This is a genomic window from Actinosynnema sp. ALI-1.44 (assembly GCF_001984155.1).
Taxonomy (GTDB): domain Bacteria; phylum Actinomycetota; class Actinomycetes; order Mycobacteriales; family Pseudonocardiaceae; genus Kibdelosporangium.
In genome coordinates this window covers 165,624-189,261 of the sequence record NZ_MTQO01000037.1, presented here as the reverse complement: position 1 = coordinate 189,261, position 23,638 = coordinate 165,624, and the positions used below count along the sequence as shown (strand labels likewise).

General features: G+C 68.2%; 27 protein-coding genes. 9 read left to right on the top strand and 18 right to left on the bottom strand.

Going from position 1 to position 23,638, the window contains the following annotated elements; genetic code table 11:
* Positions 1 to 30 precede the first annotated feature (30 nt).
* The 5 genes from ALI144C_RS11430 to ALI144C_RS11410 form a co-directional block, all read right to left on the bottom strand.
* Entirely contained in the window at positions 31 to 909 is an 879-nt protein-coding gene (locus ALI144C_RS11430; RefSeq protein ID WP_076987014.1) for a 2-hydroxy-3-oxopropionate reductase, read from the bottom strand.
* A 13-nt stretch (positions 910 to 922) separates the two neighbouring features.
* Positions 923 to 1,738: a hydroxypyruvate isomerase family protein gene (locus tag ALI144C_RS11425; RefSeq protein WP_076987013.1), complete on the bottom strand. Its 816-nt coding sequence runs from the start codon at positions 1,736 to 1,738 to the stop codon at positions 923 to 925.
* Between the two features lie 145 nt (positions 1,739 to 1,883).
* Positions 1,884 to 3,338, bottom strand: coding sequence for an aminotransferase class I/II-fold pyridoxal phosphate-dependent enzyme (locus ALI144C_RS11420; protein WP_076987012.1), 1,455 nt, complete (start codon positions 3,336 to 3,338; stop codon positions 1,884 to 1,886).
* Positions 3,339 to 3,367: 29 nt separating this feature from the next.
* Positions 3,368 to 4,831: an FAD-dependent oxidoreductase gene (locus ALI144C_RS11415; RefSeq protein WP_076987011.1), complete on the bottom strand. Its 1,464-nt coding sequence runs from the start codon at positions 4,829 to 4,831 to the stop codon at positions 3,368 to 3,370.
* Between the two features lie 27 nt (positions 4,832 to 4,858).
* Positions 4,859 to 5,377 carry a DinB family protein gene (locus tag ALI144C_RS11410; RefSeq protein ID WP_076987010.1) on the bottom strand — a complete coding sequence of 173 codons (519 nt, stop codon included), beginning with the start codon at positions 5,375 to 5,377 and terminating at the stop codon, positions 4,859 to 4,861.
* 109 nt (positions 5,378 to 5,486) lie between these two features.
* Here ALI144C_RS11410 and ALI144C_RS11405 point away from each other — a divergent pair, with 109 nt between their 5' ends.
* The gene (locus tag ALI144C_RS11405; RefSeq protein WP_076987094.1) at positions 5,487 to 6,926 is read left to right on the top strand and encodes a carboxylesterase/lipase family protein; all 1,440 of its coding nucleotides are present in this window, start codon (positions 5,487 to 5,489) and stop codon (positions 6,924 to 6,926) included.
* Here the strand turns inward: ALI144C_RS11405 and ALI144C_RS11400 are convergent.
* Both ALI144C_RS11400 and ALI144C_RS11395 read right to left on the bottom strand, forming a co-directional pair.
* Positions 6,901 to 7,680: an alpha/beta fold hydrolase gene (locus tag ALI144C_RS11400; protein ID WP_076987095.1), complete on the bottom strand. Its 780-nt coding sequence runs from the start codon at positions 7,678 to 7,680 to the stop codon at positions 6,901 to 6,903. The two genes, ALI144C_RS11405 and ALI144C_RS11400, sit on opposite strands and share 26 nt — an antisense overlap.
* Before the next feature lie 5 nt (positions 7,681 to 7,685).
* Positions 7,686 to 8,354, bottom strand: coding sequence for a DUF998 domain-containing protein (locus ALI144C_RS11395; RefSeq protein WP_076987009.1), 669 nt, complete (start codon positions 8,352 to 8,354; stop codon positions 7,686 to 7,688).
* Positions 8,355 to 8,451: 97 nt separating this feature from the next.
* Here ALI144C_RS11395 and ALI144C_RS11390 point away from each other — a divergent pair, with 97 nt between their 5' ends.
* Positions 8,452 to 9,117, top strand: a complete 666-nt coding sequence (locus ALI144C_RS11390) for a TetR/AcrR family transcriptional regulator (protein WP_076987008.1) — start codon at positions 8,452 to 8,454, stop codon at positions 9,115 to 9,117.
* Here the strand turns inward: ALI144C_RS11390 and ALI144C_RS11385 are convergent.
* Positions 9,094 to 9,567: a PaaI family thioesterase gene (locus ALI144C_RS11385; RefSeq protein ID WP_076987093.1), complete on the bottom strand. Its 474-nt coding sequence runs from the start codon at positions 9,565 to 9,567 to the stop codon at positions 9,094 to 9,096. The two genes, ALI144C_RS11390 and ALI144C_RS11385, sit on opposite strands and share 24 nt — an antisense overlap.
* A 104-nt stretch (positions 9,568 to 9,671) precedes the next feature.
* Here ALI144C_RS11385 and ALI144C_RS11380 point away from each other — a divergent pair, with 104 nt between their 5' ends.
* Both ALI144C_RS11380 and ALI144C_RS11375 read left to right on the top strand, forming a co-directional pair.
* On the top strand, positions 9,672 to 9,956 hold the full coding sequence (locus ALI144C_RS11380; protein ID WP_076987007.1) for a DUF6412 domain-containing protein: 285 nt from the start codon (positions 9,672 to 9,674) through the stop codon (positions 9,954 to 9,956).
* A gap of 68 nt (positions 9,957 to 10,024) precedes the next feature.
* Positions 10,025 to 10,660, top strand: coding sequence for a YidC/Oxa1 family membrane protein insertase (locus tag ALI144C_RS11375; RefSeq protein WP_076987006.1), 636 nt, complete (start codon positions 10,025 to 10,027; stop codon positions 10,658 to 10,660).
* Here the strand turns inward: ALI144C_RS11375 and ALI144C_RS11370 are convergent.
* A complete protein-coding gene (locus ALI144C_RS11370; protein ID WP_076987005.1) occupies positions 10,649 to 11,338 on the bottom strand; it encodes an alpha/beta hydrolase in 690 nt (229 codons plus the stop codon). The two genes, ALI144C_RS11375 and ALI144C_RS11370, sit on opposite strands and share 12 nt — an antisense overlap.
* 65 nt (positions 11,339 to 11,403) lie before the next feature.
* On the opposite strand from ALI144C_RS11370, the gene ALI144C_RS11365 reads away from it, so the two are divergent.
* Together ALI144C_RS11365 and ALI144C_RS11360 are read left to right on the top strand one after the other, a co-directional pair.
* Positions 11,404 to 12,042 (top strand): winged helix-turn-helix transcriptional regulator, encoded by a 639-nt coding sequence (locus tag ALI144C_RS11365; protein ID WP_193441173.1) that lies wholly within the window; start codon positions 11,404 to 11,406, stop codon positions 12,040 to 12,042.
* Positions 12,043 to 12,081: 39 nt separating this feature from the next.
* A complete protein-coding gene (locus tag ALI144C_RS11360; RefSeq protein ID WP_076987004.1) occupies positions 12,082 to 13,074 on the top strand; it encodes a LacI family DNA-binding transcriptional regulator in 993 nt (330 codons plus the stop codon).
* Positions 13,075 to 13,311: 237 nt separating this feature from the next.
* Here the strand turns inward: ALI144C_RS11360 and ALI144C_RS11355 are convergent, their stop codons facing one another.
* Entirely contained in the window at positions 13,312 to 13,911 is a 600-nt protein-coding gene (locus tag ALI144C_RS11355; RefSeq protein WP_168211228.1) for a TetR/AcrR family transcriptional regulator, read from the bottom strand.
* Between the two features lie 112 nt (positions 13,912 to 14,023).
* Between ALI144C_RS11355 and ALI144C_RS11350 the strand changes: the two genes are divergently transcribed.
* Positions 14,024 to 15,844, top strand: a complete 1,821-nt coding sequence (locus ALI144C_RS11350; RefSeq protein WP_076987002.1) for a M64 family metallopeptidase — start codon at positions 14,024 to 14,026, stop codon at positions 15,842 to 15,844.
* 48 nt (positions 15,845 to 15,892) lie between these two features.
* On the opposite strand, the gene ALI144C_RS11345 is transcribed toward ALI144C_RS11350, so the two are convergent.
* The gene (locus ALI144C_RS11345) at positions 15,893 to 16,765 is read right to left on the bottom strand and encodes a LysR family transcriptional regulator (protein WP_076987001.1); all 873 of its coding nucleotides are present in this window, start codon (positions 16,763 to 16,765) and stop codon (positions 15,893 to 15,895) included.
* Positions 16,766 to 16,835: 70 nt separating this feature from the next.
* Between ALI144C_RS11345 and ALI144C_RS11340 the strand changes: the two genes are divergently transcribed.
* Positions 16,836 to 17,189: a YybH family protein gene (locus ALI144C_RS11340; protein ID WP_076987000.1), complete on the top strand. Its 354-nt coding sequence runs from the start codon at positions 16,836 to 16,838 to the stop codon at positions 17,187 to 17,189.
* Positions 17,190 to 17,194: 5 nt separating this feature from the next.
* On the opposite strand, the gene ALI144C_RS11335 is transcribed toward ALI144C_RS11340, so the two are convergent.
* The 7 genes from ALI144C_RS11335 to ALI144C_RS11310 form a co-directional block, all read right to left on the bottom strand.
* Positions 17,195 to 18,250 carry a tartrate dehydrogenase gene (locus ALI144C_RS11335; RefSeq protein ID WP_076986999.1) on the bottom strand — a complete coding sequence of 352 codons (1,056 nt, stop codon included), beginning with the start codon at positions 18,248 to 18,250 and terminating at the stop codon, positions 17,195 to 17,197.
* A gap of 43 nt (positions 18,251 to 18,293) precedes the next feature.
* Positions 18,294 to 19,181: a LysR family transcriptional regulator gene (locus tag ALI144C_RS11330; RefSeq protein ID WP_076986998.1), complete on the bottom strand. Its 888-nt coding sequence runs from the start codon at positions 19,179 to 19,181 to the stop codon at positions 18,294 to 18,296.
* An 11-nt stretch (positions 19,182 to 19,192) separates the two neighbouring features.
* On the bottom strand, positions 19,193 to 20,365 hold the full coding sequence (locus ALI144C_RS11325; protein ID WP_202818923.1) for an MFS transporter: 1,173 nt from the start codon (positions 20,363 to 20,365) through the stop codon (positions 19,193 to 19,195).
* Between the two features lie 597 nt (positions 20,366 to 20,962).
* Positions 20,963 to 21,361 carry a hypothetical protein gene (locus ALI144C_RS11320; RefSeq protein ID WP_076986996.1) on the bottom strand — a complete coding sequence of 133 codons (399 nt, stop codon included), beginning with the start codon at positions 21,359 to 21,361 and terminating at the stop codon, positions 20,963 to 20,965.
* 12 nt (positions 21,362 to 21,373) lie between these two features.
* Positions 21,374 to 21,775, bottom strand: a complete 402-nt coding sequence (locus ALI144C_RS11315) for a fibronectin type III domain-containing protein (protein WP_083752937.1) — start codon at positions 21,773 to 21,775, stop codon at positions 21,374 to 21,376.
* A gap of 30 nt (positions 21,776 to 21,805) precedes the next feature.
* Positions 21,806 to 21,928, bottom strand: a complete 123-nt coding sequence (locus ALI144C_RS58380; protein ID WP_269086668.1) for a hypothetical protein — start codon at positions 21,926 to 21,928, stop codon at positions 21,806 to 21,808.
* Positions 21,925 to 22,473 (bottom strand): hypothetical protein, encoded by a 549-nt coding sequence (locus ALI144C_RS11310; protein WP_143230591.1) that lies wholly within the window; start codon positions 22,471 to 22,473, stop codon positions 21,925 to 21,927. The genes ALI144C_RS58380 and ALI144C_RS11310 overlap by 4 nt, the downstream gene beginning before the upstream one ends.
* 151 nt (positions 22,474 to 22,624) lie before the next feature.
* Here ALI144C_RS11310 and ALI144C_RS11305 point away from each other — a divergent pair, with 151 nt between their 5' ends.
* Complete coding sequence (locus ALI144C_RS11305) at positions 22,625 to 23,614, top strand: LacI family DNA-binding transcriptional regulator (RefSeq protein WP_143230575.1); 990 nt, start codon at positions 22,625 to 22,627, stop codon at positions 23,612 to 23,614.
* Positions 23,615 to 23,638: the final 24 nt, after the last annotated feature.

Sequence of the window (23,638 nt, the reverse complement as noted above, 5' to 3'; positions counted from 1 at the left end):
TCGGTCGTCCTTTCCTGACCCCAGTGTTGATCAGCCTCGGCCCGAGATCCGCTCGGTGACCTTGAGCAGAGCGGAATGGTCGAGTGAGCCGTGTCCCATCGCCCTTGCCGCGGCGACCAGCTGTGCGACGAGACCGGTGACCGGCAGCGACACGTCCGCCTGCCGTGCGGCGGCCAGCGCGATGCCCATGTCCTTGTGGTGCAGGTCGATCCGGAAGCCCGGCTGGAACTGCCGCGCCACCATCGCCTCCCGCTTCAGGTCGAGGACGCGGCTGGCGGCGAGGCCACCGGCCAGCACGTCGAGACCGGTCCGCGCGTTCACGCCGGACGCCTCCAGCAGCACGATCGCTTCTGCCACAAGCGCGTACGTCCCACCGACGACGAGCTGGTTGGCCGCCTTGACGACCTGCCCGGCGCCGTGCGGGCCGACGTGCACGACTGTCCTGCCGAGTACGTCGAACAACGGCTTCGCCGCCGCGAAGTCCTCGGCCGACCCACCGACCATGATGGACAGCGCGGCGGTCCTGGCTCCCGCTTCGCCGCCGGAGACCGGTGCGTCCAGGACGCGGATCCCCTTCGCCTTCGCGGCTTCCGCGATCGCCAGCGAGCTCTCCGGGCGGATCGTGCTCATGTCGATCAGCAACACGCCGTCCTTGGCGTTGCGCAACACGCCGTCGTCACCCAGCACGACGGACTCGACATGCGGGTGGTTGGGCAGCATGGTGATCACGACATCGGCGTTCACCACCGCCTCCGCCACGTTCGCCGCCGCTTTCCCGCCCGCGTCGGCGAGCGCGGCGAGCGATTCCGGCACGACGTCGTAGCCGATCACCTCGTGTCCCGCGTCGACCAGATGCGCGGCCATCGGGCTGCCCATGATGCCCAGGCCGATGAATCCCACCGTCGTCATGATTCCTCCGGTGTCAGGCCCGCGGATCGCGAACCACCCAATCGAAGCTGTCGGCACTGGCACCGCTTGGCTTGTACTCCAAGCCGATGTAGCCGTCGTATCCGTTGTCCGCCAACCGGTCGAACAGGTCGGGGAAGTCCAGCCCGCCCGTGCCGGGCTCGTTGCGGCCGGGGGCGTCCGCGATCTGGACGTGGCCGAACCGGGCGGTGTGCTCGTCGATGACCTTCGCCGGGTCGTCGCCGTTCACGGCCAGGTGGTAGAGATCCGCGAGCAGGCTGACGTTGTCGACGCCGCCGTCGGCCCGGACGCGCTGGATCACAGCGAGCGCCTCCGCGGCGGTCTTGAGCGGGTACGCCGGAGCCCCGCTCAGCGGCTCGACGAGGATCGTCGCGCCGATGCGGCTCGCGGCCTTCGCCGCGGCCACCAGGTTCTCGCGTGCCGCTTCGTCCTGCCGCTCGGCCGCGACGCCGTCGAGCCTGTTGCCGTACAACGCGTTGAACGCGCGACAGCCGAGCTGGTCGGCGATCTCGACGGCGACTTCGACGTTCTCCCTGAACTCCGTGGTGCGCGCGGGCGCGGACAGCACGCCCCGCTCGCCGCCGGGCATGTCGCCCGCGAAGAAGTTCAGGCCCACCAACCGGACACCCTCGTCGCGGACCGAGCGGACGAAAGCGTCCACTGCGGAGTCCTTCGGCACCGCCACGTCGAACGGCCACCAGAACTCGACCGCGTCGAACCCGGCCGCCTTGGCCGCGGCCGCCCGGCTGTGCACATCCAGCTCGGTGAACAAGATCGACAGGTTCACGTCGTACCGGAAGCGATGGTCCACCGTCGCTCCTTGATTTTCGTCTTGCGGAATTAACCTTCCATCTGACGAAACAGTACGTCCGACACCGTGCGCGCGTCAACTGTCCCGACATCCAAAAAGCCCATACGAGAACTTGTCTCGTATGGGCTGATCTGGAGAAACGCGACTACTTCGCGACCACCCGCACTGAGTTGAGCTCCGGGTCGACGGCGTCTGGGATGTACATCCCAGCGGCCAGACCGGACCGCAGGTAGTCGAGCACCGGCTGGTTGATCACCTCACCGGGCAACACAGCCGGGGCACCCGGCGGGTACGGCGTGATCATCTCCGCCGCCACGCGGCCGACGGCCTTGTCGACGGAAACCTGCTCGGTCTCCCCGAAGAAGGCGTCCCGCGGCAGGATCTCTGTACGAAGCTCCAACTCGTCCGGCGAGGGGAGATCCACCTTCGGGGGTGTCGGCAACGAGGCCCTGGTGAGTTCACGCATCGCGTGCAGGAACCGTTCGGCCGTTTCCTGGTTGTCCGCGTGGGTGAACATCGCGACGATCCTGCGGTGATCGGACAGACCGACCGTGACGTGCTGGTGCGCACGCAGCCAGTCCGCGGCCTGGTAGCCGTTGATCCCCAGCTCCGTCACGTCGATCATCACCTTGAGCGGGTCCAGAGACGCGGCACGGTCCGGTCCCACCACCTCGTCGCCGACGACGTGCAGCCCCGGGATCCGGTCGATCTCGGACCGCACGGACCGCGCCAGCGACAGCGCGATGCCGAGGAGTTCCTTGCCGTGCTGGACCATCTGCCTGCGCCAACCGTCCAGGCCCAGATACACCAGCGACGACGCGCTGGTCGTACCGAGCAAGTCCTCACGCATCTTGAGCACCGCCGGGTCCACGCGGTCGCCTTGCAGGTGGAACACCGAGCTTTGCTCGACGGCCGCGCCCATCTTGTGCACGCTCGTCACGCACAGGTCCGCGCCGCAGTCCATGGCCCACGGCGGCAGATCCGCGTGGAACGGCAGGTGCGCGCCCCATGCCTCGTCCACGATCAGCGGCCGGTCGAACTCGTGGCACACGTCAGCGATCGCGCTGATGTCCCCGCAGGTGCCGTAGTCGGTGGGAGTCACCAGGAGCATGCCTTTGGCCTCGGGCTCCGTCTCGAACGCCGCTCGCACGTCAGCCACGCCAGGCGGATGCGACAGGTGCCGCTCGGTGTCCCAACGCGGGTGCACCCAGACCGGGTCGACGCCGCTGATGATCAGACCGGCGATCACCGACTTGTGCGCGTGCCGCACGACCAGCAACTTCTCCCCTGGACCGGCCACCGAGATCATCGCGCTCTTGACCGACAACGAACTGCCGCACGTGGAGAAGAACGTCTGGTCCGCGCCGACCGCGTCGGCCATCAGGTCCTGTGCCTCCTGGAGCACCCCGTTCTCGACCCGGCGAGTGTCGAGTCCGTTGGGCGTCAACACATCGGAGCGAAACACGCCTTCGCCGAGGACGTCGAGGACACGCGAGTCGATGCCGCGGCCCTGCTTGTGGCCGGGAGCGCTGAACGGGGTGAAACCATCCTGGTGGTAGCGGTGCAGTGCCTCCAGCACCGGTGCCCTGCTGTGGTCCATGCCCTCCGGGTCACCAGCGCGTGCGCTTCTCAAACGTCGCGGCGCGGCAACGGCTTGGTCGCCGGTCCTTCCAGGACGTTTCCGTCCACATCGAACCGCGAACCGTGGCACGGGCAGTCCCAGCTGGTCTCGGCCGCGTTGAACCGCACGAGACACCCGAGATGCGTGCACCGCAGGGAAACCGCGTGCTCCTTGCCGTCCGGGTCGCGGTAGATGCCGGTCTTGCCGAGGCCGTCACGGACGATCCGGACGTTGTCGGCGGGCGGGTCGTCCGGCCGCAGGTGATCGCCGACCAGGTCGGCGGCGACCTTCGCGTTCATCTTCACCAGGTCCGGCACGGACTTCAGCGTCAGCCGCTGCGGGGCGAACCGCTCGGCCATCGGGCTGTCCTTGCCGGTCAGCAGATCGGCGAGGATCATCCCGGCGAAGGTGCCGGTCGCCAGTCCCCACTTCATGAAGCCCGTCGCCACGAACAGACGGCCGGACTTCGGCGTGTAGGGGCCGATCATCGGCAGGTTGTCGTACGGGATCGGGTCCTGCGCGGACCACCGGTGCGTGATCGCCTCGACATCCCAGTACTCACGGGCGAACCTCGCCAGGTTGTCGTAACGGCCCGCGTCGACACCGCGTTCACCGGTCGGGTGGCTCTCCCCCGCGACGATCAGCGAATCACCGGACGAGCTCAACGAGCGGGACGGGGTGCCGGGGTTGATGGCCATTGCCTCCGGCGGTGATCCCGACCGCAGTTTCGCGGCGACGCAGTAGGCACGGGTCGGTTCCATCCGGGCGAAGTACAGCCCGCGGTCGAGGATCGGGTAGTGCGTGGCCACGACGATCCGGTCGGCTCGGACGGTCCCGGTCGACGTCACCACCCGGTTGCCGTCCACCTGCACGACCCTGGTGTGCTCGAAGATCCGGCCGCCCGCGGCGGCGAACCGCGCGGCCAGGCCGCGCACGTACTTCACCGGGTGGATGAGGATCTGGTCGGCCAACTCGACCGTGGCGTGCACCGGGAACGGCACGTCCATCGGACCACTGGTGACCGGCAGCCCGGCCCGCGCGGCGACATCCGCCTCCTGCTCGACGGCCTCGACCTCGCTGGGGCTCAGCGCGTAGGTGAAGGCCGGGCGTCGTTGCAGGTCGCAGTCGATGTCCGCCCCGAGCTCCGCGACCTTCTCGACGCCCGCGAGGCTCGCGGTGGCGTAGTCCCTGGCGGCGGACTCGCCGTGCTTCTGGCTGATCGTGGAGAGCACCGTGGATTGCAGCGCGGTGACCTTCGCGGTGTTGTTGCCGCTCACGCCCGCGCCGACCAGACCGGCCTCGAGCACGGCGACCCCCAGGCCGGCTCGCGTGAGCAGCAGGGCGGTGGTCATCCCGGCGATGCCGCCGCCGATCACGGCGACATCGAACGTCTCGTCCGCCTGCAGCGGCGGGAAACCGTCCGGGGAAAGCGCTTCGAGCCAAAGGGACTGGGTTGCCGTGGTGGTGGTCACGGCATCCGTGTACCCAGTCCTGGCCCGTCAACCCATGGTCTTCGCACCATCCAGGGATTCACGGATGATGTCGGCGTGGCCGGAGTGCTGCGAGGTCTCGGCGATGATGTGCATCAGCACGCGGCGGTTGGACCACGACGCGCCCTGCTCGAACCACGGTGCCTCGGGCAACGGGTGCGACTCGTCCAGGTCGACGGTGGCGACCAGCTCGTCGGTCCTGCGCGCGACCTCCTCGTAGCGCTCGAGCAGCCCGGCGAGCGTTTCGCCGTCCTTCATGGAGAACTGCGCTTCCCAGTCGACCGGTTCGGAGAACATCTTCTCGGCGCCGCCGATGATGAAGTTCGTCCAGCCGAGCTCGGTCGAGGCCACGTGCTTGATCAGCCCGCCGAGGGTCAGCTCGCTGACCGTGGTGCGCTGGTTGGCCTGCTCGTCGGTCAGGTTCTGAACGGTGAACTTCAGGAAGCCGCGGTGCTTGGCCAACATCTGCAGGAAGTCGGCCCGCTCGCCTGTCACGGTGGTCACCGGCTCAGTGTAGGTGCTGCTCATCGTCTTCCGCCTTCCTCGTTTTCCCTGTTGAGAGCAACTCTACGAGCGATAGCGGTCAGTTTCCGTCCTCAATCGAAAAGAACTTTACGGCGCCGGGAAGGTGGAGATCATGAGTCCCCGGGTGCGCACCACCGCCGGTACTGTCCAAGGGCTTCAGGCTGACGGCGTGGCCGCGTTCCGCGGCGTTCCCTTCGCCGCACCACCAGTCGGACCGCTTCGTTTCGCCGCACCCCGCCCGCCGGTGCCGTGGGAAGGGGTCCGGGACGCCACGGCGTTCGGCCCGCCACCGCCGCAGCCGAGCCGCCCGACCACGGGCGACGACTGGCTGAACCTGGCCGTCTGGACGCCGTCGCCCGGCCGTACCGGACTGCCCGTCGTCTTCTGGATCAGCGGCGGCGGGTACCTCGACTGCGACAGCGCCAACCCGCACCTCGACGGCACCACTCTGGCCAAAGCCGGTGTGGTCGTGGTCAGCGCCCACTACCGCAGCGGGTTCGAAGGCTTCGCCCGCCTCGGTGGCGCACCGGACAACCGCGGCCTGCTCGATCAGCTCGCCGCGCTGCGGTGGGTGCACGACAACATCGCCGCTTTCGGCGGCGACCCGGGAAACGTCACCCTCCTCGGGCAGTCGGCGGGAGCGGGCTCCATCGCCGCCTTGCTGACGATGCCCGCGGCGGCCGGGCTCATTCGCCGCGCCATCCCGCAGAGCATCCCGGGGACCTTCTTCACCCCCGAGCTCGCCACCGACATCGCGACCGAGATCAGCGCCGAACTCGGCCGTGCGCCGCGAGCCGACGACCTCGCCGAGGTACCACCAGCGGATCTCGTGGAAGCCACCCGGAACGTGACCGTCCGCCTTGCCCGACGGCTGGACCGGTGGGGCGCCGTCGCCCACACACCCACGCCCTTCTCGCCGGTCGTCGACAGTCCGTGGGCCGCGCTCAGCGGCGGCGCGGCCCGGGGTGTCGAACTGCTGGTCGGCCACACCCGTGACGAGTTCAGCCTGCTCGCCACCAGGCTCGGCGACATCAGCGACACCGAGGTGGACACGCTCATCGACGGCCTGCCGACGACACCTGGCGCACAGCGCTATCGGGCGGCCTATCCCACCTTGTCTCCCAGCGCACTGCGCGAAACGGCTTTGTCGGACTGGCTGTTCCGGATGCCCGCCGTCCACCTCGCCGATGCTGCGCACGCTGGCGGGGCACGGGTGTGGCTGTACGAGCTGCGCTGGGGATTCAACGCTGCCGGTGCCACACACGGCCTGGACACCCTGCTCGTGTTCGGCACGACCCACATCAACACCGGGCTCACTCAAGAAGGGCCGGACACGATGACGCAGGCGCGGGATCTTTCGGAGCTGATCCGGTCCGAGCACGTGGCCTTCGCCGCGACGGGTGACCCCGGCTGGCCGCGCTACGAACCGCGCGGACGAGCCACCCGGGTCTACGACACCGCGCCCACAGTCGGCCCGTACCCCGAAGAACGCTCACGCGAGATCTGGCGCGACCGGCGGTTCGGCGTCATGGACCTGGTTCGAAGAACTTGATCAGCGTCGGCGCGATCGCGTCCGGGGCGACGTCGTGCGGCTGCCCTTCCAACGACTCGTGGCGGGCGTCGGGCAGCAACTCGAGCAGTGCCTCGATGCCAGTCCTGAGCCACGGCAGCGCCGTGCTGCCGCCGTCGAGCACCAAGGCGGGGACATCTGGAGCCGTGCTGGGCAAAGTGAAGCCCCGCAACACTTCCGCGTCGTAAACCAGGCCCTGCGCCGCTGCGGTCATGCTGTCCCAGAACGGTGTGCCCCGCATCTGCGTGACGAACTCCGCCGGGACCTCGATCACCTCGGTGAGCCAGTAGTAGATGCCTTCATCCGGCTTCCCCGCGTCGATCGCCCGCTGGACGGTCTTGCCCCAGTCCGGCGGGACGGCCGACCGCGCGCCTGCCACGATGTACGGCGGCTCCCACATCGCGATCCGGCTGATCGGCACGCCGTGCAGCGCGGCTTCGATCGCGATGTTGCCGTTGCCCGAACTGCCGAACACCCCGGCGGACCCGCCGGCCTCGGCGATGACCGCGGCGAGGTCCTCGAACTCGCGTTCCGCGGTGTGCGGGGGTGTGTCGCCGCTGCGGCCCCGGCCGCGGTGGTCGTACGTGTACACCGTGAGGAACGGTTTGAGCGCGTCGACCAGCGGCTGGTTGGGCGACCGGTCGTTCGGTCCCGCGCTCAGCACGACCACGGCCGGTCCGGAACCGGTGCGGTCGAAGTCGATCGGTGTGCCGTCGGCGGAGATCACGGTTCCCATGTCGATCACCTGTCCGCGCCGCGGTAGAACCGGACCGAGGTCGTCGCGAGCCACGTGAAGGCGGCGAGGACACCGGCGGTGAAGATCAGCACCCCGGCGCCCGGACCTGCCGCGATCGCCCCGAACGACAGCAGGAACGCCACGCCCGTGATCCGGGAGTACAGCGCCCAGCCGTGCCCGGCGAACCGGCGCGCGATGATGAAACACGCGATCGCGAAGCACACGAACCCGACCGCACCACAGGCGAAGTGCAGTGTGCCGGACAGGCTCGGCTCCGCGGGGAGGGACGCCCCGGCTGGGAATCCGTCGACCGGGTCGGCGGTGAAGATCCCGCTGGCGACCATGCTCAGGCCGAACACACCGATCAGCACCGGTCCCCATGTGCCGCCCGCGCCTCCGGTGAGCAGCCTGCGCATGCCGACCGCGGCGGCGAGCACCATCAGGCCGGTGAGGATCAGGTTCGTGGTCTGGATCCAGCCGATGTCACCGTTGGCCAGCACGCTCCACGGGTGTTTCGTGAGGTCGAACCCGTCTCTGGTGACCGCCTGGATCAGCGAGACGACGACGTAGAACGGGCCCGCGAGCACGCCGTAGCCCAGCAGCGACTTGGTGATGTGCACTGCGCGTTCGACGTTGGTCCCGACGGTCTGCGGCGTCCAGATGGCATGAATCATGACATTTCCCCTGGTCAGCGGGTTTCTGAGAACTAGACCGTACAGTACTCTGCCGGGTACTGGTCCGTCTAGTACTCTTCTGGCGAGGAGGCCGATCATGGGAATCGCGGGTGTGGGTGTCGGGAACGAAGAAGGCCGCTCGGCTCGCAAACGGCGGCTGATCATGGAGTCGGCCGCCACGTTGTTCCTGCGCAACGGCTACCAGGGCACCAGCATGGACGAGGTTGCCGCGCTCGCGGCGGTGTCCAAACAGACGGTCTACAAGAACTTCACCGACAAGGAAACGCTGTTCAGCGAGATCATCATGGGCGTCGCGAGCACGGTCGACGCCTTCATCAAGCTGATCGGGGACAAACTGCACAACGCCAAGGACCTGGGCACGGAACTGCCAGTACTGGCACGGCAGTACCTGCACTCGGTGATGCGCCCGCAAGTGCTGCAGATGCGGCGGCTGCTGGTCGGCGAGGCGTCACGGTTCCCCGAACTCGCGCGCACCTACTACGAGCAGGCGCCCGAACGGGTTCTGACGGCGCTGGCGCCGGAACTGGCGCACCTGAACGAGCGCGGCTTGTTGCGCGTGCCAGATCCGGCGCTGGCGGCCAAGCACTTCGCGTTCCTGGTGCTGGGTGTCCCCTTGGACAAGGCCATGTTCTTCGGTGACGACACCGGGTTCACCAGCGCGGAGCTCGACCACCTCGCCGACGAGGGCGCACGCGTTTTCCTTGCCGCCTACGGGGTCTCAGCCGATCAGCGACTCGGCTGACGTCCTGCTGCGGTCGCGGACCCGCTCGCCGCGTTGCACCATCGCGGTCGCCACGGCCGTCGCGATCACACGGCCCGCGTTGTCGCTGAGTTCGCCACGCAGATGACAGACCTGCTTGCCCCGACGCACAACTGTCGCCTTGCCGATCAGCGTGCCCGGCCACGCCACCCGCAGGAACTGCACGTGCAGGTCCAGTGTGGGCGCGAACTGGCCTGGCCCGAGCGTCGCGGCCAGCGCGGGCCCCATCGTGTCGTCGAGCATCGCGGCGAGGAAACCGCCCTGCACGTGCCCGGCGGGGTTGGTGAACCTGTCGGTCGCGGCGAACTCGACTTCGATGGTCCCCTCGTCCGGGTCGACCGCCCGCAGTTTCCAGCCCAGCGTGTCGGCGGCCGCGGGTGCGGGCGTGCGGCCGGCCATCATGTCCCAGAAGAAGCCCGTTGGCGTCGGCATGGCCGTGACTATGCCGGACGACGCGGTGGCCAAGTGCCGCGTGCCGCCGAAGTCGCGGCTGGCGCGCGCTAGGCTGGTGTCCAAGTAGTTCGAGAGGAGGCGCCGTGCTGCGGTTTCAGTTGCTGCTGGCCGTGTTCCTCCCCGCCGCGTTCATCCTGCTGACGGTCGACACCCTCTTCTCAGCCGCGCTCGCGACCGCGTTGACCGCGGGTATCGCGCTGCTGCTGACGATCCGCGTCCTGCCTGCCCCGACTGGCGGCCCGGCCGGGATCCGGGCCGTCTCGCTGCGAGAACGCGCACGGAGAAGCGTTTTCCTGCGCCTGCGGGATCCGGACGCCGCCGGTCGTCCGCGTCCCCGAGCGCCTGGCGCAGCCCGCGCGGCTGCCTGACACTTCCCGCCGAGCAGCCGCTTTCCGCCTGTCCTTGTCCTTTTTCTGACATGCCGGAGTGCTGCCCTGTGTTCGATTTCCTCGACGTGCCCGCGAACGGCGCGTACCACCTGGTTTCCCTGATCGCCGGTGCGACGGGAACCGCCGCGGCGATCGTGTTGTTCACCGCGGCCGTCCGATTGATACTGCACCCACTCGCCCGGTCCGCGGTCCGTGGCGAGAAGGCTCGTGCCGCGCTCGCCCCGCAGGCGGCGAAGCTGCGGGACAAGCACAGGAAGAACCCCGACCGGATGCAACGGGAGTTGATGGCGCTATACCAGGAAAACAACGTGTCGATGTTCGCGGGCTGCCTGCCCATGCTGCTGCAACTGCCGTTCTTCATGGTGCTGTACCGGTTGTTCACGGCCGGTTCGTTCGACGGCACACCGAACAACCTCTTGTCGGACGTGCTGTTCGGGGCGCCGCTCGGCAGCCATTTCCCTGGCTCAGGGGCTGACGCGTTCGTGTTCGTCGGGTTGTTTCTCGCGCTGCTGGTGGTCGGTTACTTCTCGTCACGCGCGATGCCCGTCGAAACCCCCAGGTTCCTGCGGTTGCTGCCGTTCGGCACGTCTTTCGCCGTGGCGGTGATCCCGCTGGCGGCGGGGTTGTACCTGTTCACCACGACAACGTGGACCGTGGTGGAGCGGGCGTACCTACGCCGATAGCCGGTACGCCTCAAGGCGTTCGACGAGTTCCAGCGGCCGGGCCAGTGCCACGAGGTGCCCACCGGGCATCTCGTCCGGCACGAAACCGAGGCGCTGCTTGACGATCCGGCGCTGGAACTCGGCGGGGAACAGCCGGTCGTCCCTGGCGAGCAGGAACCTGGTCGGCACGTCCGGCCATGCCGTGAGCGGCCACGGTTTCACCATCGGCGTGCCCGACTGCACGATGTCCCCCTCGGCCATCATCTCGACGGCGAGCTCCACCGGGAGGTCGTGCAGGAAGGAGTAGACCGGGTCGAACTCGCTGTCCCGGGCATAGCCGAGCGCTTGCTTGAGGTCCCGCTCGGCCTGGTCCTGGCCGGTCGCCGACCACCACTCCCCCGCCGACTCACCGGGCTTCGGCGTCATCGCGGCGAGCAGGACGAGCAGGTCGACCTTGAGGCGTTCGCACACGAGCGGGGCGCTGAAACCCGCGAGCGACGAGGCGACCAGGATCAGGTCACGCCGATCGCCGATGGCGGTCACGATCGCGTCCGCGTACTCCTCGATACCGGCGCTGTCGTCGCCCGCGGGCAGGTCGACCGCGACCACGTCATGCCCACGGTCACGCAGTTCCGGTGCCACGAATCGCCAGTAGTCGGACCTACCGCCCGCGCCTGGGATCAGGACGTAGGTGCTCATCACAGTTCCTTCCGTCGCTTGTTGCTCCTACACTAGCACCAGGCAGTCCTAAAAGAGGAGCATCAATGTCGGACCGGAGCTACGACGACCCCTGCGGGATCGCCCGAGCGCTCGACCTGGTCGGTGAGCGATGGGCGTTGCTGGTGGTCCGCGAACTGCTGTTCGGCCCGAAGCGCTTCACCGACCTGCGCGCCGGCCTGCCGACAGCCAGCCAGAACGTGCTCTCCCACCGGCTCAAGGAGTTGGAGGAGAGCGGTGTCGTCCGGCGCGCCAAGCTCGGCCCGCCCGTGGGCGCGTCGGTCTACGAGCTGACTGACCGCGGCTACGACCTGCGACCCGTGATCATCGAACTGGCCAAATGGGGCTGCCACGCGCCGACCGCCTCCGCGGCGCCGTTGAGCGTGGCGGCGTTGATGATCGCATTGCTGACGACCTTCTCCCCCGACCTCGCCGGAGACCTGAACGCGACGTATGAACTACGCGTGTCGGGCGAGCACTTCCGCGCGGCAGTCGCCGACGGCCACATCGACATCACCCCGGGACGCGCCGAAAACCCCGACGCCGTGGTCGAGACAGACGCGGCCACGCTGCGTGGCATCGTCTTCGGCGGACGAGGCGCAACCGGGGAGATAGTCTCGGGTGACGAACGCTCGGCCGTCAGATTCCTCGGCCTGTTCCCACGACCAGGGGTGGTGCCGGGCTGAACCGGTTTGCCGGTGAGCGGCACTCGCTATCCTGATCACGTGCGCGTCACCATCGCCGAAGTCGCCCGCCGGGCACGAGTGAGCAAGGCGACGGTCTCGCGCGTGCTCAACAACAAGGGCGATGTCGACGCCGCGACCGCGATCCGTGTCCGCGAGGTGATCGCCGCGACCGGCTACACCCCGAGCGCCCGCGCCGTCGGCCTGGCCAAAGGCCGCACCCAGACCGTCGGCATGCTGGTCCCGGGGCTGACCTGGCCGTGGGTGGGCGACGTGCTGCAAGGCGTGGCGGACGTCCTCGAAGCACAGGGATACGGCCTGCTGCTGAACACGATGAACCGCGGCGCGGAATCACTGACCCAGTTCGCGAAACACGTGTCGGCCAACGCGTTCGACGGCCTGCTGCTGATCGAACCACCGGACACCCTGAGCTACATCAGCGGCCTGCACGAGTCCGGCTTCCCGATGGTGATGATCGACGACCGGGGCCACCACCCGGAGTTCCCGTCCGTGGCGACAAGCAACCGCGAGGGCGCGGCCTCAGCGGCCCACCACCTGCTGGCCAACGGCCGCACCAACCTCGCGGTGATCACCGGCCCAACGGAGTTCGGCTGCACCCGTGACCGGACCGAGGGTTTCCGGAGCACTGTGGACGGCTACGGCCGGAAGCTGCCCGCGAGTCTGGTGCTGGAAGGCGATTTCACCAGGGAAGGCGGCAAGGAAGCAGTGCAGTCCCTTGTGGATTCCGATGTGCCGGTCGACGCCGTGTTCGCCCAGAACGACCTGATGGCCGTCGGAGTCCTCGACGCACTGCGCGCCGCCGGGCGAACCGTGCCGGACGACGTGGCCGTGATCGGGTTCGACGACATCCCGATCGCCTCGCACACCCAACCCGCCCTGACCACTGTCCGCCAACCATCACGAGAGATGGGCGAGGCCGCAGCGCGAATGCTGTTGTCCAGACTGGCCGGGGAAACACTGTCCCAGCAACCCGAGATCATCCCGACATCCCTGGTGATCAGAGAATCGGCCTGACAGAGACCCATCACAACGCAGGCCTGCGCGCAAGCGCAAAGCAACCCACAACGGCAAGCGCGCAAGCGCAGAGAGGGCCTTCGGGGGTGTCTCCTGCCCGTCGCGGCGCGAAGACCTCCTGCCCAGAGGTCTGCCACCCGGCGAGGGACCGTCTTGACAACGTTGGCGTCGGCACGATCGACCGGGTCGTCAACGACAGCGGCCCCACGGCCAACACCGCCAATCAGGTCAGTGACGTCACCGACTATCCGTGACGCGGGCGGCGATCGAGGCCGCGAGCCAGTCGAGCGCGGCCTCGGTCCTGCCGTCGTCCTTGTCGATCAGCCAGGCGAGCAACAGTCCATCCACAGTGGACAAAAGGACTCGGCCGACCACTTCGGTCGGGTCCAGCCACCTGATGTCGTTGTGGGCGGCGACATCCACCAGGAACCGCTCGGCGAGTGCGCACACCTTGGCCTCATAGGCGCGCACGGCCATCGTCGCGGACGGACGGCGCAGCGCGTACGGTATCAGGTCCAGCACCGCCCTGTACCTGGCCGGGTCGACGCGGTAGGGCGTCCACAGCCGGTGCACGGCCGCGCGCACGGAAGGCTCGACCGCGCCGCCTGCCCGTAGCGCGACGGCCGCGACTTCGGCCATCTCACTGAAAAGCGACGCCGTCAAGGCGTCGAGCAGATCTTCGACCGAACGGAAGCAGTAGTGCACGACGGCAGGCGGAAGCCTGGCCTCACCGGCGATCCGGCGCGTGCTCGCGGCGGCCACGCCTTCCGCGGCGACTACCCGCAGGGCGGCAGCAAGCAATTGCCGGCGACGTTGTTCTGCAGGGACACGCGCCACCGCAAGAGCATAACCTGCGTCGATGCCGCACCACCGGCGTTCGCAGACACCTGCGAAGTCGCTACTTTCGGCTCTGCACAACCACGACGGGTCCTGCATAGCGTGCGCGCACATGTGGAGACGCGCGCTCGTGATGGCAGGCGTCGTCATGATCCCCTTCCTGGTGGCGTTACCGGCTCAGGCGTCTGCCGAGGCCGCGACCGTCGTCCCGGTACGGATCACCGGCGACCCAGCGAAACGCTTCAACATCGTGATCGTCGGCGACGGGTACACCGCCGCGGAGATGCCGAAGTTCCGGGAACACGTCGACCGGCACGTGAACGTGCTGCTGACCCTGGAGCCGTTCAAGACGTACCGCAGTTATCTCAACGTGTACACCGTGGAGGTCCCGTCGACCGAGTCGGGCGTGAGCTGTGACCCCGACCTGACCTCGCCACGCCGCAACACCCCGCTCGGCATGGGATTCTGGGGTGGATGCAACTCGTCGAGCGTCCAACGGTTGCTCACTGTCGACAACGCGGCGCTGACGCGTTACGCCGATCTGGTGACCGGTACGAACTCGGGCAACCGGCAGTTGCTCGCGATCGGGAACAGCAACACCTATGGCGGGGCAGGCGGCACATACGCCACCGCGTCGGGCGGCAACGCGTTGTCCGCGCTGATCACGCCACATGAACTAGGCCATTCGCTCGGCGGGCTGGACGACGAGTACGACTACTACTCACGCGGGGTCCGCGGCGACAAGTACAGCGGCGCCGAGCCGTCTTCTATCCACCACAGCCTCCTCACGACGCAGCAGATGCGGGCGCAGCGGGCCAAGTGGTGGCGTTGGCTGGGCGAGCCGAGCGAGTCCGGCGGCACCATCGACCGGTTCGAAGGCGGCCTGTACAGCGGGACCGGTGTGTGGCGACCGAGCAAGCACTCGATGATGAAGTCGCTCGGGTACTACTTCGACCAGATCAGCCGGGAGCGGATGACCCAGCGGATCTCGGCCAAGACCTCGATCCTGCAGGGCGGGACGCCGAACACGGCGCCGATCGGGGCGGACCGGGTGGTCTGGGTGGAAACGCTGCACCCGGCCGGTCATTCGTTGGCGGTGACGTGGCAACTGGACGGCAGGGACCTGCACACCAACGGCAGTCGCAGCGTGGATCTCAGCCGGCAGCGGCTCAAGCCCGGCAAGCACTCGCTGACCGCGACCGTGGTCGACCCCACGCCGTTCGTACGCGACCCGGCGATCCGGGCGTCGTTGACCAAGACCCGGACGTGGACCGTGGACACGGCGATCAAGACCCCGCCGGACACCACGCCGCTCGGGTTCACCTCGTCGACTCCGGCCGACCGGCCCGTCGGCGCGGAAGACGTCGTGTACGTCGAGACCAGCAAGCCGGTCGCGGTGTCGTGGGCGGTGGACGGCCGCCCGGTCCGCACCGGTGGCAACGACCGGGACCTCGAACTGAAGCGCCTGGACCTCAAGGGCTCGCACACGTTGACCGCGTCGATCCCCGGCAGGACGCTGATGTGGAAGGTCGACGCGACCGACCCCGTCGCGAAGTTCGAACTGTCCAAGGCGGTCAGGACGATCCACCGCCACGGCCGCCCGACCGAGTACGTCTTCGACGGCCCCTTCACGATGAAGCTGACGTCCACGGACGACACTCCGGGTTCCGGGATACTGGAGTTCCGCGTGGACGGCGACGGCTGGTACAACTACTTCGGCTGGCCGACCGACGCCAACGCGCCCTTCCGGTTCACCGCGGCGGGAACGACCATCGACAACCTGGTGTACGGCAAACTCGGCGAACCAAGACTGTCCCCTTGGGACAACGTGCCGCCGGGATACGGACGGCACACCGTCGAGTACCGCGCGGTCGACCCGGCGGGCAACATCGGCGAGACGGGCAAGTTCGTCGTCACGCTGAACCGCCCATGACGTCTTGACGCCGTGAGTGTTCTGCCGGGTTCCAACCCGGCAGAACACTCACGAGGGTTCACCCGCCAGCCGGGTCGTGAATGCCCTGGCAGCAGGGCTCAACGGGCCGTTCGCACGCCACGCCCACGCCAGCCGCCCACGCAGTCCACCGCCGGTCAGCGCGACCGGACTCAGGTCAGGCCGGTTGTGCACGAACGACTCCGGCAGGATCGCCATCCCGAGGCCGCGGGCGGCCAACTCGGCCAGCACCAGCGGGGTACCGGCCTCGAACGCCACGCGCGGCCGGAAACCCGCTGCGGTGCAGGCGTTCTCCAGGATCGCCCTGATCACCGTCCCGCTCGGCAGGCAGATCAGCGGCTGGTCACGCAGGTCCGCCAGCGCCATCCGACCGGCTGTCGCGCGCGGATCGCCGTGGCCGACAGCCGCGACGAGGCGCTCGTCGGACAGCACGTGCAGGTCCAGTCCCGGCAGGTCGGCGGCGACGCCGATGATCGCCGCGTCCAGTCGTCCGCCGTGCAGGTCGTCGACCAGCTTGCCGGAGTTGGCTTCCACCAGTGTGATCTCCACCGCCGGGTACTCGTCGTGGAAGTCCGCCAGCAGCGTGGGGATGTCCACGGGGTGGGACGTGACCATGCCGATCGCGACGTGCCCGCGCACCAGCCCGGCCAGTTCGTCCACCGCCAGTCGGGCGTCCTCGACGGCCTTGAGCGCTGCCTTGGCGTACGGCAGGACCGCCGCCCCCATCTCGGTCAGCCGGACGGTCCGTCCGGAACGGTCGAGCAGCTGGTGGCCGAACTCCTTCTCCAGCTGGCGGATCTGCGCACTGATCCCGGGCTGGGCGACGTGCATCCGCTCGGCCGCCCTGGTGAAGCCCGCCTCCTCGACCACCGCGACGAAGTACGCCAGCTGCCTGAGTTCCATAAGCGATGATTCTAGCTATCAGACGATCCAGCTCTTGGACTTCTGATCAAGTTCGGCGCAGGCTGAAGTCATGAAGAAAGCGACGCACCCAGAAGACCTGGCCCGCCTGTTCGTCGAGTACGCCAACGCGGGTGACGCCGACAGCATGGCCCAGTTGTACGCCGAGGACGCCGTGATCGACTTCCCCGCGGGCAACCCGACTGTCGGCCGGGACGCGATCCGCGCCGTGCTCAAGCAACTGGTGGCTGCCCGGCCGCAGTTCACCGTCGAGCCACCGTTGCCGACGCTGATCACCGGTGACATCGCGCTGACCTCGACCGTCCCGGCCGACGGGACAGGCGGGCGGACCCAGGTCGCCCGCAGGCAGCCGGACGGCTCCTGGCTGCGGATCATCGACCGGCCGGAACGGTCCGGCACGAACTGAGGAACTCACCCGAGCGAGTCCAGCACCGCGTCGGTGAACTGGGCTGTCGTCGCTGTTCCACCCAGGTCACGGGTGCGCAGCGGGGTGGTGGCGAAGACGCGGGCGATCGCCTCGCGGATCTCGGTCGCGGCCTCCTCGTGGCCGAGGTGCTCCAGCATCATCGCACCGGTCCAGATCATGCCGACCGGGTTGGCCACGCCCTGCCCGGCGATGTCCGGCGCGGAGCCGTGCACCGGTTCGAACATCGACGGGTAGTCCCGCTCGGGGTTGAGGTTCGCCGCGGGAGCCATGCCGATGCTCCCCGCGACCGCCCCGGCCAGGTCGCTGAGGATGTCACCGAACAAGTTGGACGCGACGATCACGTCGAACCGCGCGGGATCGAGAACCACCTTGGCGCACAACGCGTCGATGTGTTCCTGTGTCCACTCCACGCCGTCGAAAGCCGCGGCGCGCTCGGCGACGACCTCGTCCCAGAACGGCATCGTGTGCACGATGCCGTTCGACTTGGTCGCGGACGTGACGTGCTTGCGGCGGCCCTGGGCGAGGGTGAAGGCGTAGTCGGCGATCCTGGACACGCCTGTCCGCGTGAACACTGCCTCCTGGACGGCCAGTTCGGAGGGCAGGCCCCGGTTCATCCGGCCGCCGATCTCGCTGTACTCGCCTTCGACGTTCTCCCGCACGACGACGAAGTCCACGTCGGAGCCGGCCGCGCGCAGCGGACTCGGCACACCGTCGAAGACACGGATCGGCCGCAGGTTGACGTACTGGTCGAACCGGCGGCGGATCGGGATCAGCAGGCCCCACAACGAGATGTGGTCGGCGACCGCGGGATCGCCGACCGCGCCGAGGAAGATGGCGTCGTGGTGGCGGAGCATGTCGATGCCGTCGCCGGGCATCATCGCGCCTTCGCTCAGGTAGCGGGCACACGACCAGTCGAAGGTGTCGTAGCTGAGCACGTAGCCGTGGCGTTTGCCCACGGTGTCGAGGACGGCGCACGCCGCGGGCGTCACCTCCTGGCCGATGCCGTCGCCGGGGATGAGCGCGATGCGGTGCGTCTTCATGATCCGATAGCACCACCGCGGACGGTGCCACGTCCAACTGACGTTAACGGCCGGGCTTATAGGCAGTGCCTATCACCTGGACGAACGCGTCGGCCGCCGGACTGAGCCACGTGTCCCGGCAGGCCAACGCGATGTGCAGGTACGCGGGCGGGTCGAGGTCGAGCACGTCCGCCCCGGCCTGCCGAGCCAGCGACGCCCACGACTCGGTGAGCACCGCCAGCCCGACGCCGCCGAGGACCAGCGGCAGGATGGCTTCGCGGTGCTCGGACTCGACGACCAGCCGCAGGTCGACACCGCCGGCCCGGATCCGGTCGACGACCCGGCGCATCCCGGTACCCGGCTGGCCGACGATCACCGACTCGCCGTGCAGGTCTTCGCCCTTGAGCGCCCGCCGCCCGGCGAACCGACCGGCGGGCGCGACGACGACGAACCGCTGCCGCCCCAGCGTCCGCAGGGTGAGACCGACGGCGCCGGGCGGCTCGCTGCTGCCGAGCAGCCCGAGTTCGGTGACGCCGGTCCGGACCATCTCCAGCACGCCGGGCGCGGTGAACGCGGATTTGATGGACACCCGCATCCCGGGGTGGCGTGCGGTGAAGGCCTTGATCATCCCGCTCAACGGCTCGACCGCCTGTGAGGGCATGGAGGCGATCTCCACACATCCGGTGGCGAGCTCCCCGACACGCGACACGCTGTCCCTGGCCACCGCGAGTCCCCTCATCACGTTCCGGGCGGGTTCGACGAGCGCCCGCCCGGAATCAGTGAGTACGAGACGGCGGCCGACCCGGTGGAACAGCTCCTGGCCGAGGTCGCGCTCCAACGCCCGGATCGCCTGGGACAGCGACGGCTGCGTCAGGAAGAGCGCGGACGCGGCCCGGTTGACCCCACCGTGGTCGACAACCGCGAGAAAGTACTCCAACTGCCTGGCGTCCATACGGGAATCTTTCAGGCTTCCCGCAACGGCCGCCACGCCACCGCGCTGATCAGCACCATCACCACCGCCGCGATCCAGTAGGGGGCTGTGATGCCGAGCATCCGGGCGAACGCCCCGCCGAGCAACGAACCGACGGCCGCTCCCCCGAAGTCCACCAGCGAGTAGGCGCTGGTGACCCGTCCCAGCAAGCCGCTGGGCACGTCCCGCTGTCGGATGGTGACGACAATGGTGCCCCACACCATGGTGTGCACACCGAACAACACCAGAACCGCCGCCGCGACCTGCCACAGTTGCGTCGCGGCCAGTGCGAGGTGCGTGAGGGTCTCGACAACAAGACCGCCCCTGAGCAGCACCTTGGCGGGAACCAGACGCGCCAGCCGTGGCGTGACCAACGTGCCGACCAGTCCGCCGACGGCGAAGGTCGTGAGCAGCAGGCCGTAGCCGAGGTCGTCGAGACCGAGCCGCTGCTTCACGTAGAGCACGAACACGGCGAACCCACCGCAGAAGACGACATTGGCCGCGGACATCGTCAACGCGAGGGTCCTGAGCAGACGGTGGTTCATCAACCAGTTCACGCCTTCGGCGATGTCGGCCCTCAGGTTGGTGTTCTTGGGTTCCGGCCTGCCGGGAACCTGCCGGAGCGTCGCCAGCAGGCCCGCCGCGAGCAGGAACGTCGCCGCGTCGAAGGCGAACGGCAACGCGGCGGCCGAGGCGAACAGCCACGCCCCCAACGGTTTCGCGATGAACTGGTTGTTGACGGTGAACGTGGCCATCAGCTTCGCGTTGGCCGACGGCAGTCTTTCCGGCGGCACGATGGCTGGCAGGAGCGCGGCGGAGGCCGTGTCCGCCAAGCTCTCCCCGACACCGAGCATGAAGAAGACGACGTAGATCACGGGAATCACAGCCACGCCAGTGGCGATCGCGGCGGCGAGACCACCAAGAGCGAGGCCCCTGAGAACATTGACCACGACGATGAGCCGCCGCCGATCAACCCGATCGACATAAGCCCCGCTCACCAGTGCGAACAACAGCCACGGCAGTTGTTGAACAAAGGCAGCACCCGCGACCCACGCGGGATCATCCGTCAGTTGAGCAACCAACAATGGCCCCGCGGCCATGGTCACCCCGTCACCGATATTGGAAACAGCGGAAGCGGTCCACAACTTGGCGAAGTCGAACCGCACCGAAATCCGGGCACACAAAAGAAAGCTCCTCAGTCAATCGAAACGGTCATGACGGATGACCGCTTCGACACGAGGAAAGCGGCGGCGGGAAGAGCAGCCTCCGGCCCCCGGAATCCAGCCTATCGGCAGGTGCCGACAACGCCAGCCACGCAGTGATCAACTACGCCCGGTTGTCCACAACCACAGCCAGCCTGCGCAAGCGCACAACCAGCCCATGCGCCAACGCAGAGGTTCACGGCCTGCGCCAGCGCAGAGCAACCGCAGCCAGGCCTGCGACTTCAACCAGGCAAGCAACCGCAGCCCGGCCCCGGGGGGTGCGGGCAAGCAGAGGGGTTTGCGGCCCTGCGCGCCAGCGCAGAGTGGTGCTTCGGGGGTGTCTCCTGCCCGTCGGCCTGGGCGGAAGAACACCCCCGCGAAGAACCTCCTGCCCAGAGGTCAGCCCCCCGGCGAGGGACCGTCTTCAACCCACAGAGGGCCAAAGACAGACACCAAAACCGAGAACCGTCAGAACCCTCGAATCGAAGCGGCAATCACACCCACGGTCACGCGCACTTCGACTCCCTCCGCCGGTGGCCAGATCGACGCCAGTATGCCCGGTCAGTAGTAGTCGCCGCCAAAGAATTCCGACTCGAGCTCGTCAGCCGCCCCCGCGATCAGCGCCAACGGGTCCGTGAACTCGTTGATGTCGAGGTTCTCCAGCGGCAGCGAGTGCCGGATCACGATGTGCTCGCCCATGATGGCCGCGCCACCCGACACCGTCGTGTGACCGATCGTTTCCAGCAACCGGTGCAGGTCGCAGTCCTTGGCCAGGCCGAGCGGGGTGGCTATCTGGACCCATTCGTACTTCCGGTCCAGTTCCTCGCGCACCACGATCATCACCTGGGTGCGGTCGCTTTCCTCGTCGAAGGTGTACTCCAGGCGTATCTCGCCTGGTTCGTCGGAGATGACGTCGTATTCGGTCCGGACGTACGCCGCAAGCTCATCCCAAGTCGCCACACGAGAACCCTACTAAGCCGAACCCGTTGTCTGGTTGGCGATGTTGGTCGACGCGCCGAACACGTACGGCCGTATCCGATATGTCCCTTTTCCTTCCTCCGGGCGCACGCTCAACTCGTAGGTCGTGACGTTCGGATCCACCATCGCGGCCATTGTGAAGTCCGGCGCGCCTTCGGCCTTGATCTCGACGATGAAGCCTTCCTCGTCGGTGCTCTTGTCGTTCCACGTCAACGTCACGCTGTCCGCCGTCGCGACCGCTGACGACGGCGGCGACGCGGCGCCGTAGTACGGCCGGACCCGGTAGAAGAACTTCGTCCGCGGGATCAGATCCGTGTGCTGGTAGGAAGTCGTGGTCACCGGGAGGAAATCGAGGATTGTGTACGGCCCGTTCTCCTCGTTGGCGTACTCGACCACCTGACCGGCCGCCGTCGCGTCCGCGGCGCGTCACGCCAGGTCGACGTCGACAGGTGCCACCAATGTCGCCGTGAGGTTCGGGGCGTCGCCCGCGGGGCCGGCCGAACACCCGGCCAGCACCACGAGCGACACCGCCACCAGTTGCCTGATCACTTCTGCCAGAACCTGATGTTGCTCCAGGTCACCGAAATGGCGCCCTTTCCGCTGTCGGTGCGGTAGGCGCCGAACTTGTCGTAGTGGCAACCGCTCAGTCCGCCGTACGTCAGCTTCAGCTGGCCGTTGACGTAGATCTTGTGCGTCGAGCCGGAGTGCACCGTGTTGACCGTGACCGACCGGCCGTTCGGGGCGGTTCCGGCCGGTGCGATGGTCGCGCCACCCCCGCGCACGGAGTACAGCCTGCGCCCGCTGTCGACCGCGAGCATGAAGTCCGCGTCCGACGGGCCGAACGTCTGCTTCAGGCTGATCCGGTCCCCGGACATGCTGTTGACCTTGAACGTGCCCTGGAACTGGCGGTTTCCACCGCAGTAGGTGTCGTAGCGGCGCTCGGCTCGTTGCACGCCGCTGGTGGAGGTGCAGCTGAGGCTGAAGGTCAGCCCGCTGACCGTGCCGCAGCCCTGTTGCTGGGTCGAGTATCCGGGAGAGTAGGACGACCAGCCCGATCCGTCGACCTGCGCGGTCGCGGCGGGTGCCGACAGCATGAGACTGCCGGCGCCGACGAGCACGGCGGCGAGAATGGGGATTTTCTTTGCCACAGAATCCTCCGGTGCAGGGTTCCCAGAGGCGGCGGGGTCCTCAGCGTAGGCGCAGCGATCGGCGCGAATCAAGAGGCGTGCTGCTAACGTCGACGAAATGACGGGTGGGCCGGTGCCGGGCAAACGGATAACGATCCGGGACGTCGCGAAGTCGGCCGGGGTGTCATACCAGACGGTGTCGCGAGCGCTGAACGACAAAGGCGAAATCGACACGACCACCAAGCAGCGCGTGCTCGACACCGCCAAACGCCTCGGGTATCGGCCGAGCCGGTTCGCACGCGGGCTCGTCCGGCAGGACAGCACGTCGGTCGGCCTGGTCATCCCCAACCTGCTCAACCCGTACTTCACCGAGGTCGCGGCGGGCGCGCTGGAGGCCGCGCGGCGGCGCGACTGGCACGTCGTCGTCTACGACACCGCCGACGACGACGCACAGGAACTGTCCACACTCGGCATGCTCGGGTCGCAAGTGGACGCTGTGGTCGGGTACTTCGGCCAGCCCGACGACGTGATCGACCGGTACACCGGCGGGATGCCGGTCGTCCAGATCGGACGCGAGGTCGTCGGCTCCCGGTTCGGCCAGATCAGGGTGGACGGCGAGGACGGGGTGCGCGCGGCCGTCGCCCACCTGGCCGACAGCGGCAGGCGGCACATCGGCATGCTCGACCACGACCACCACGGCAAGGCCAGCGTCCGGTACACGTGGTACCGGGAATCCATGGCGGAACGCGGTTTGCCGACGTACGCCGGCGTGGCGGCGCAGTCGATCGAGGGCGGCCAGCGTGCCATGGCCGCCATGCTCGGCGAGCACCCGGAACTGGACGCGATCCTCACGTACAACGACGTGATCGCGATCGGCGCGATGTTCCAGGCGCGGCTGCTCGGCAGGCGGGTCCCCGCCGAGTTCGCGGTGATCGGGTTCGACGGGCTGGTGATCGGCAGCATGGTCGAACCGCCGCTGTCCAGCGTGCGGATCGACACGCGCGAGGTCGGCGCGATCGCGATCGGCCAGGTCGGCCAGTTGCTCGCCGGGTCGAAACCGGACATCGCCACGGTCAAAGGCACGCTCCTGCTGCGGGGCTCCGCGTAATCCTTGACAGCGAGGCGGGGGCCG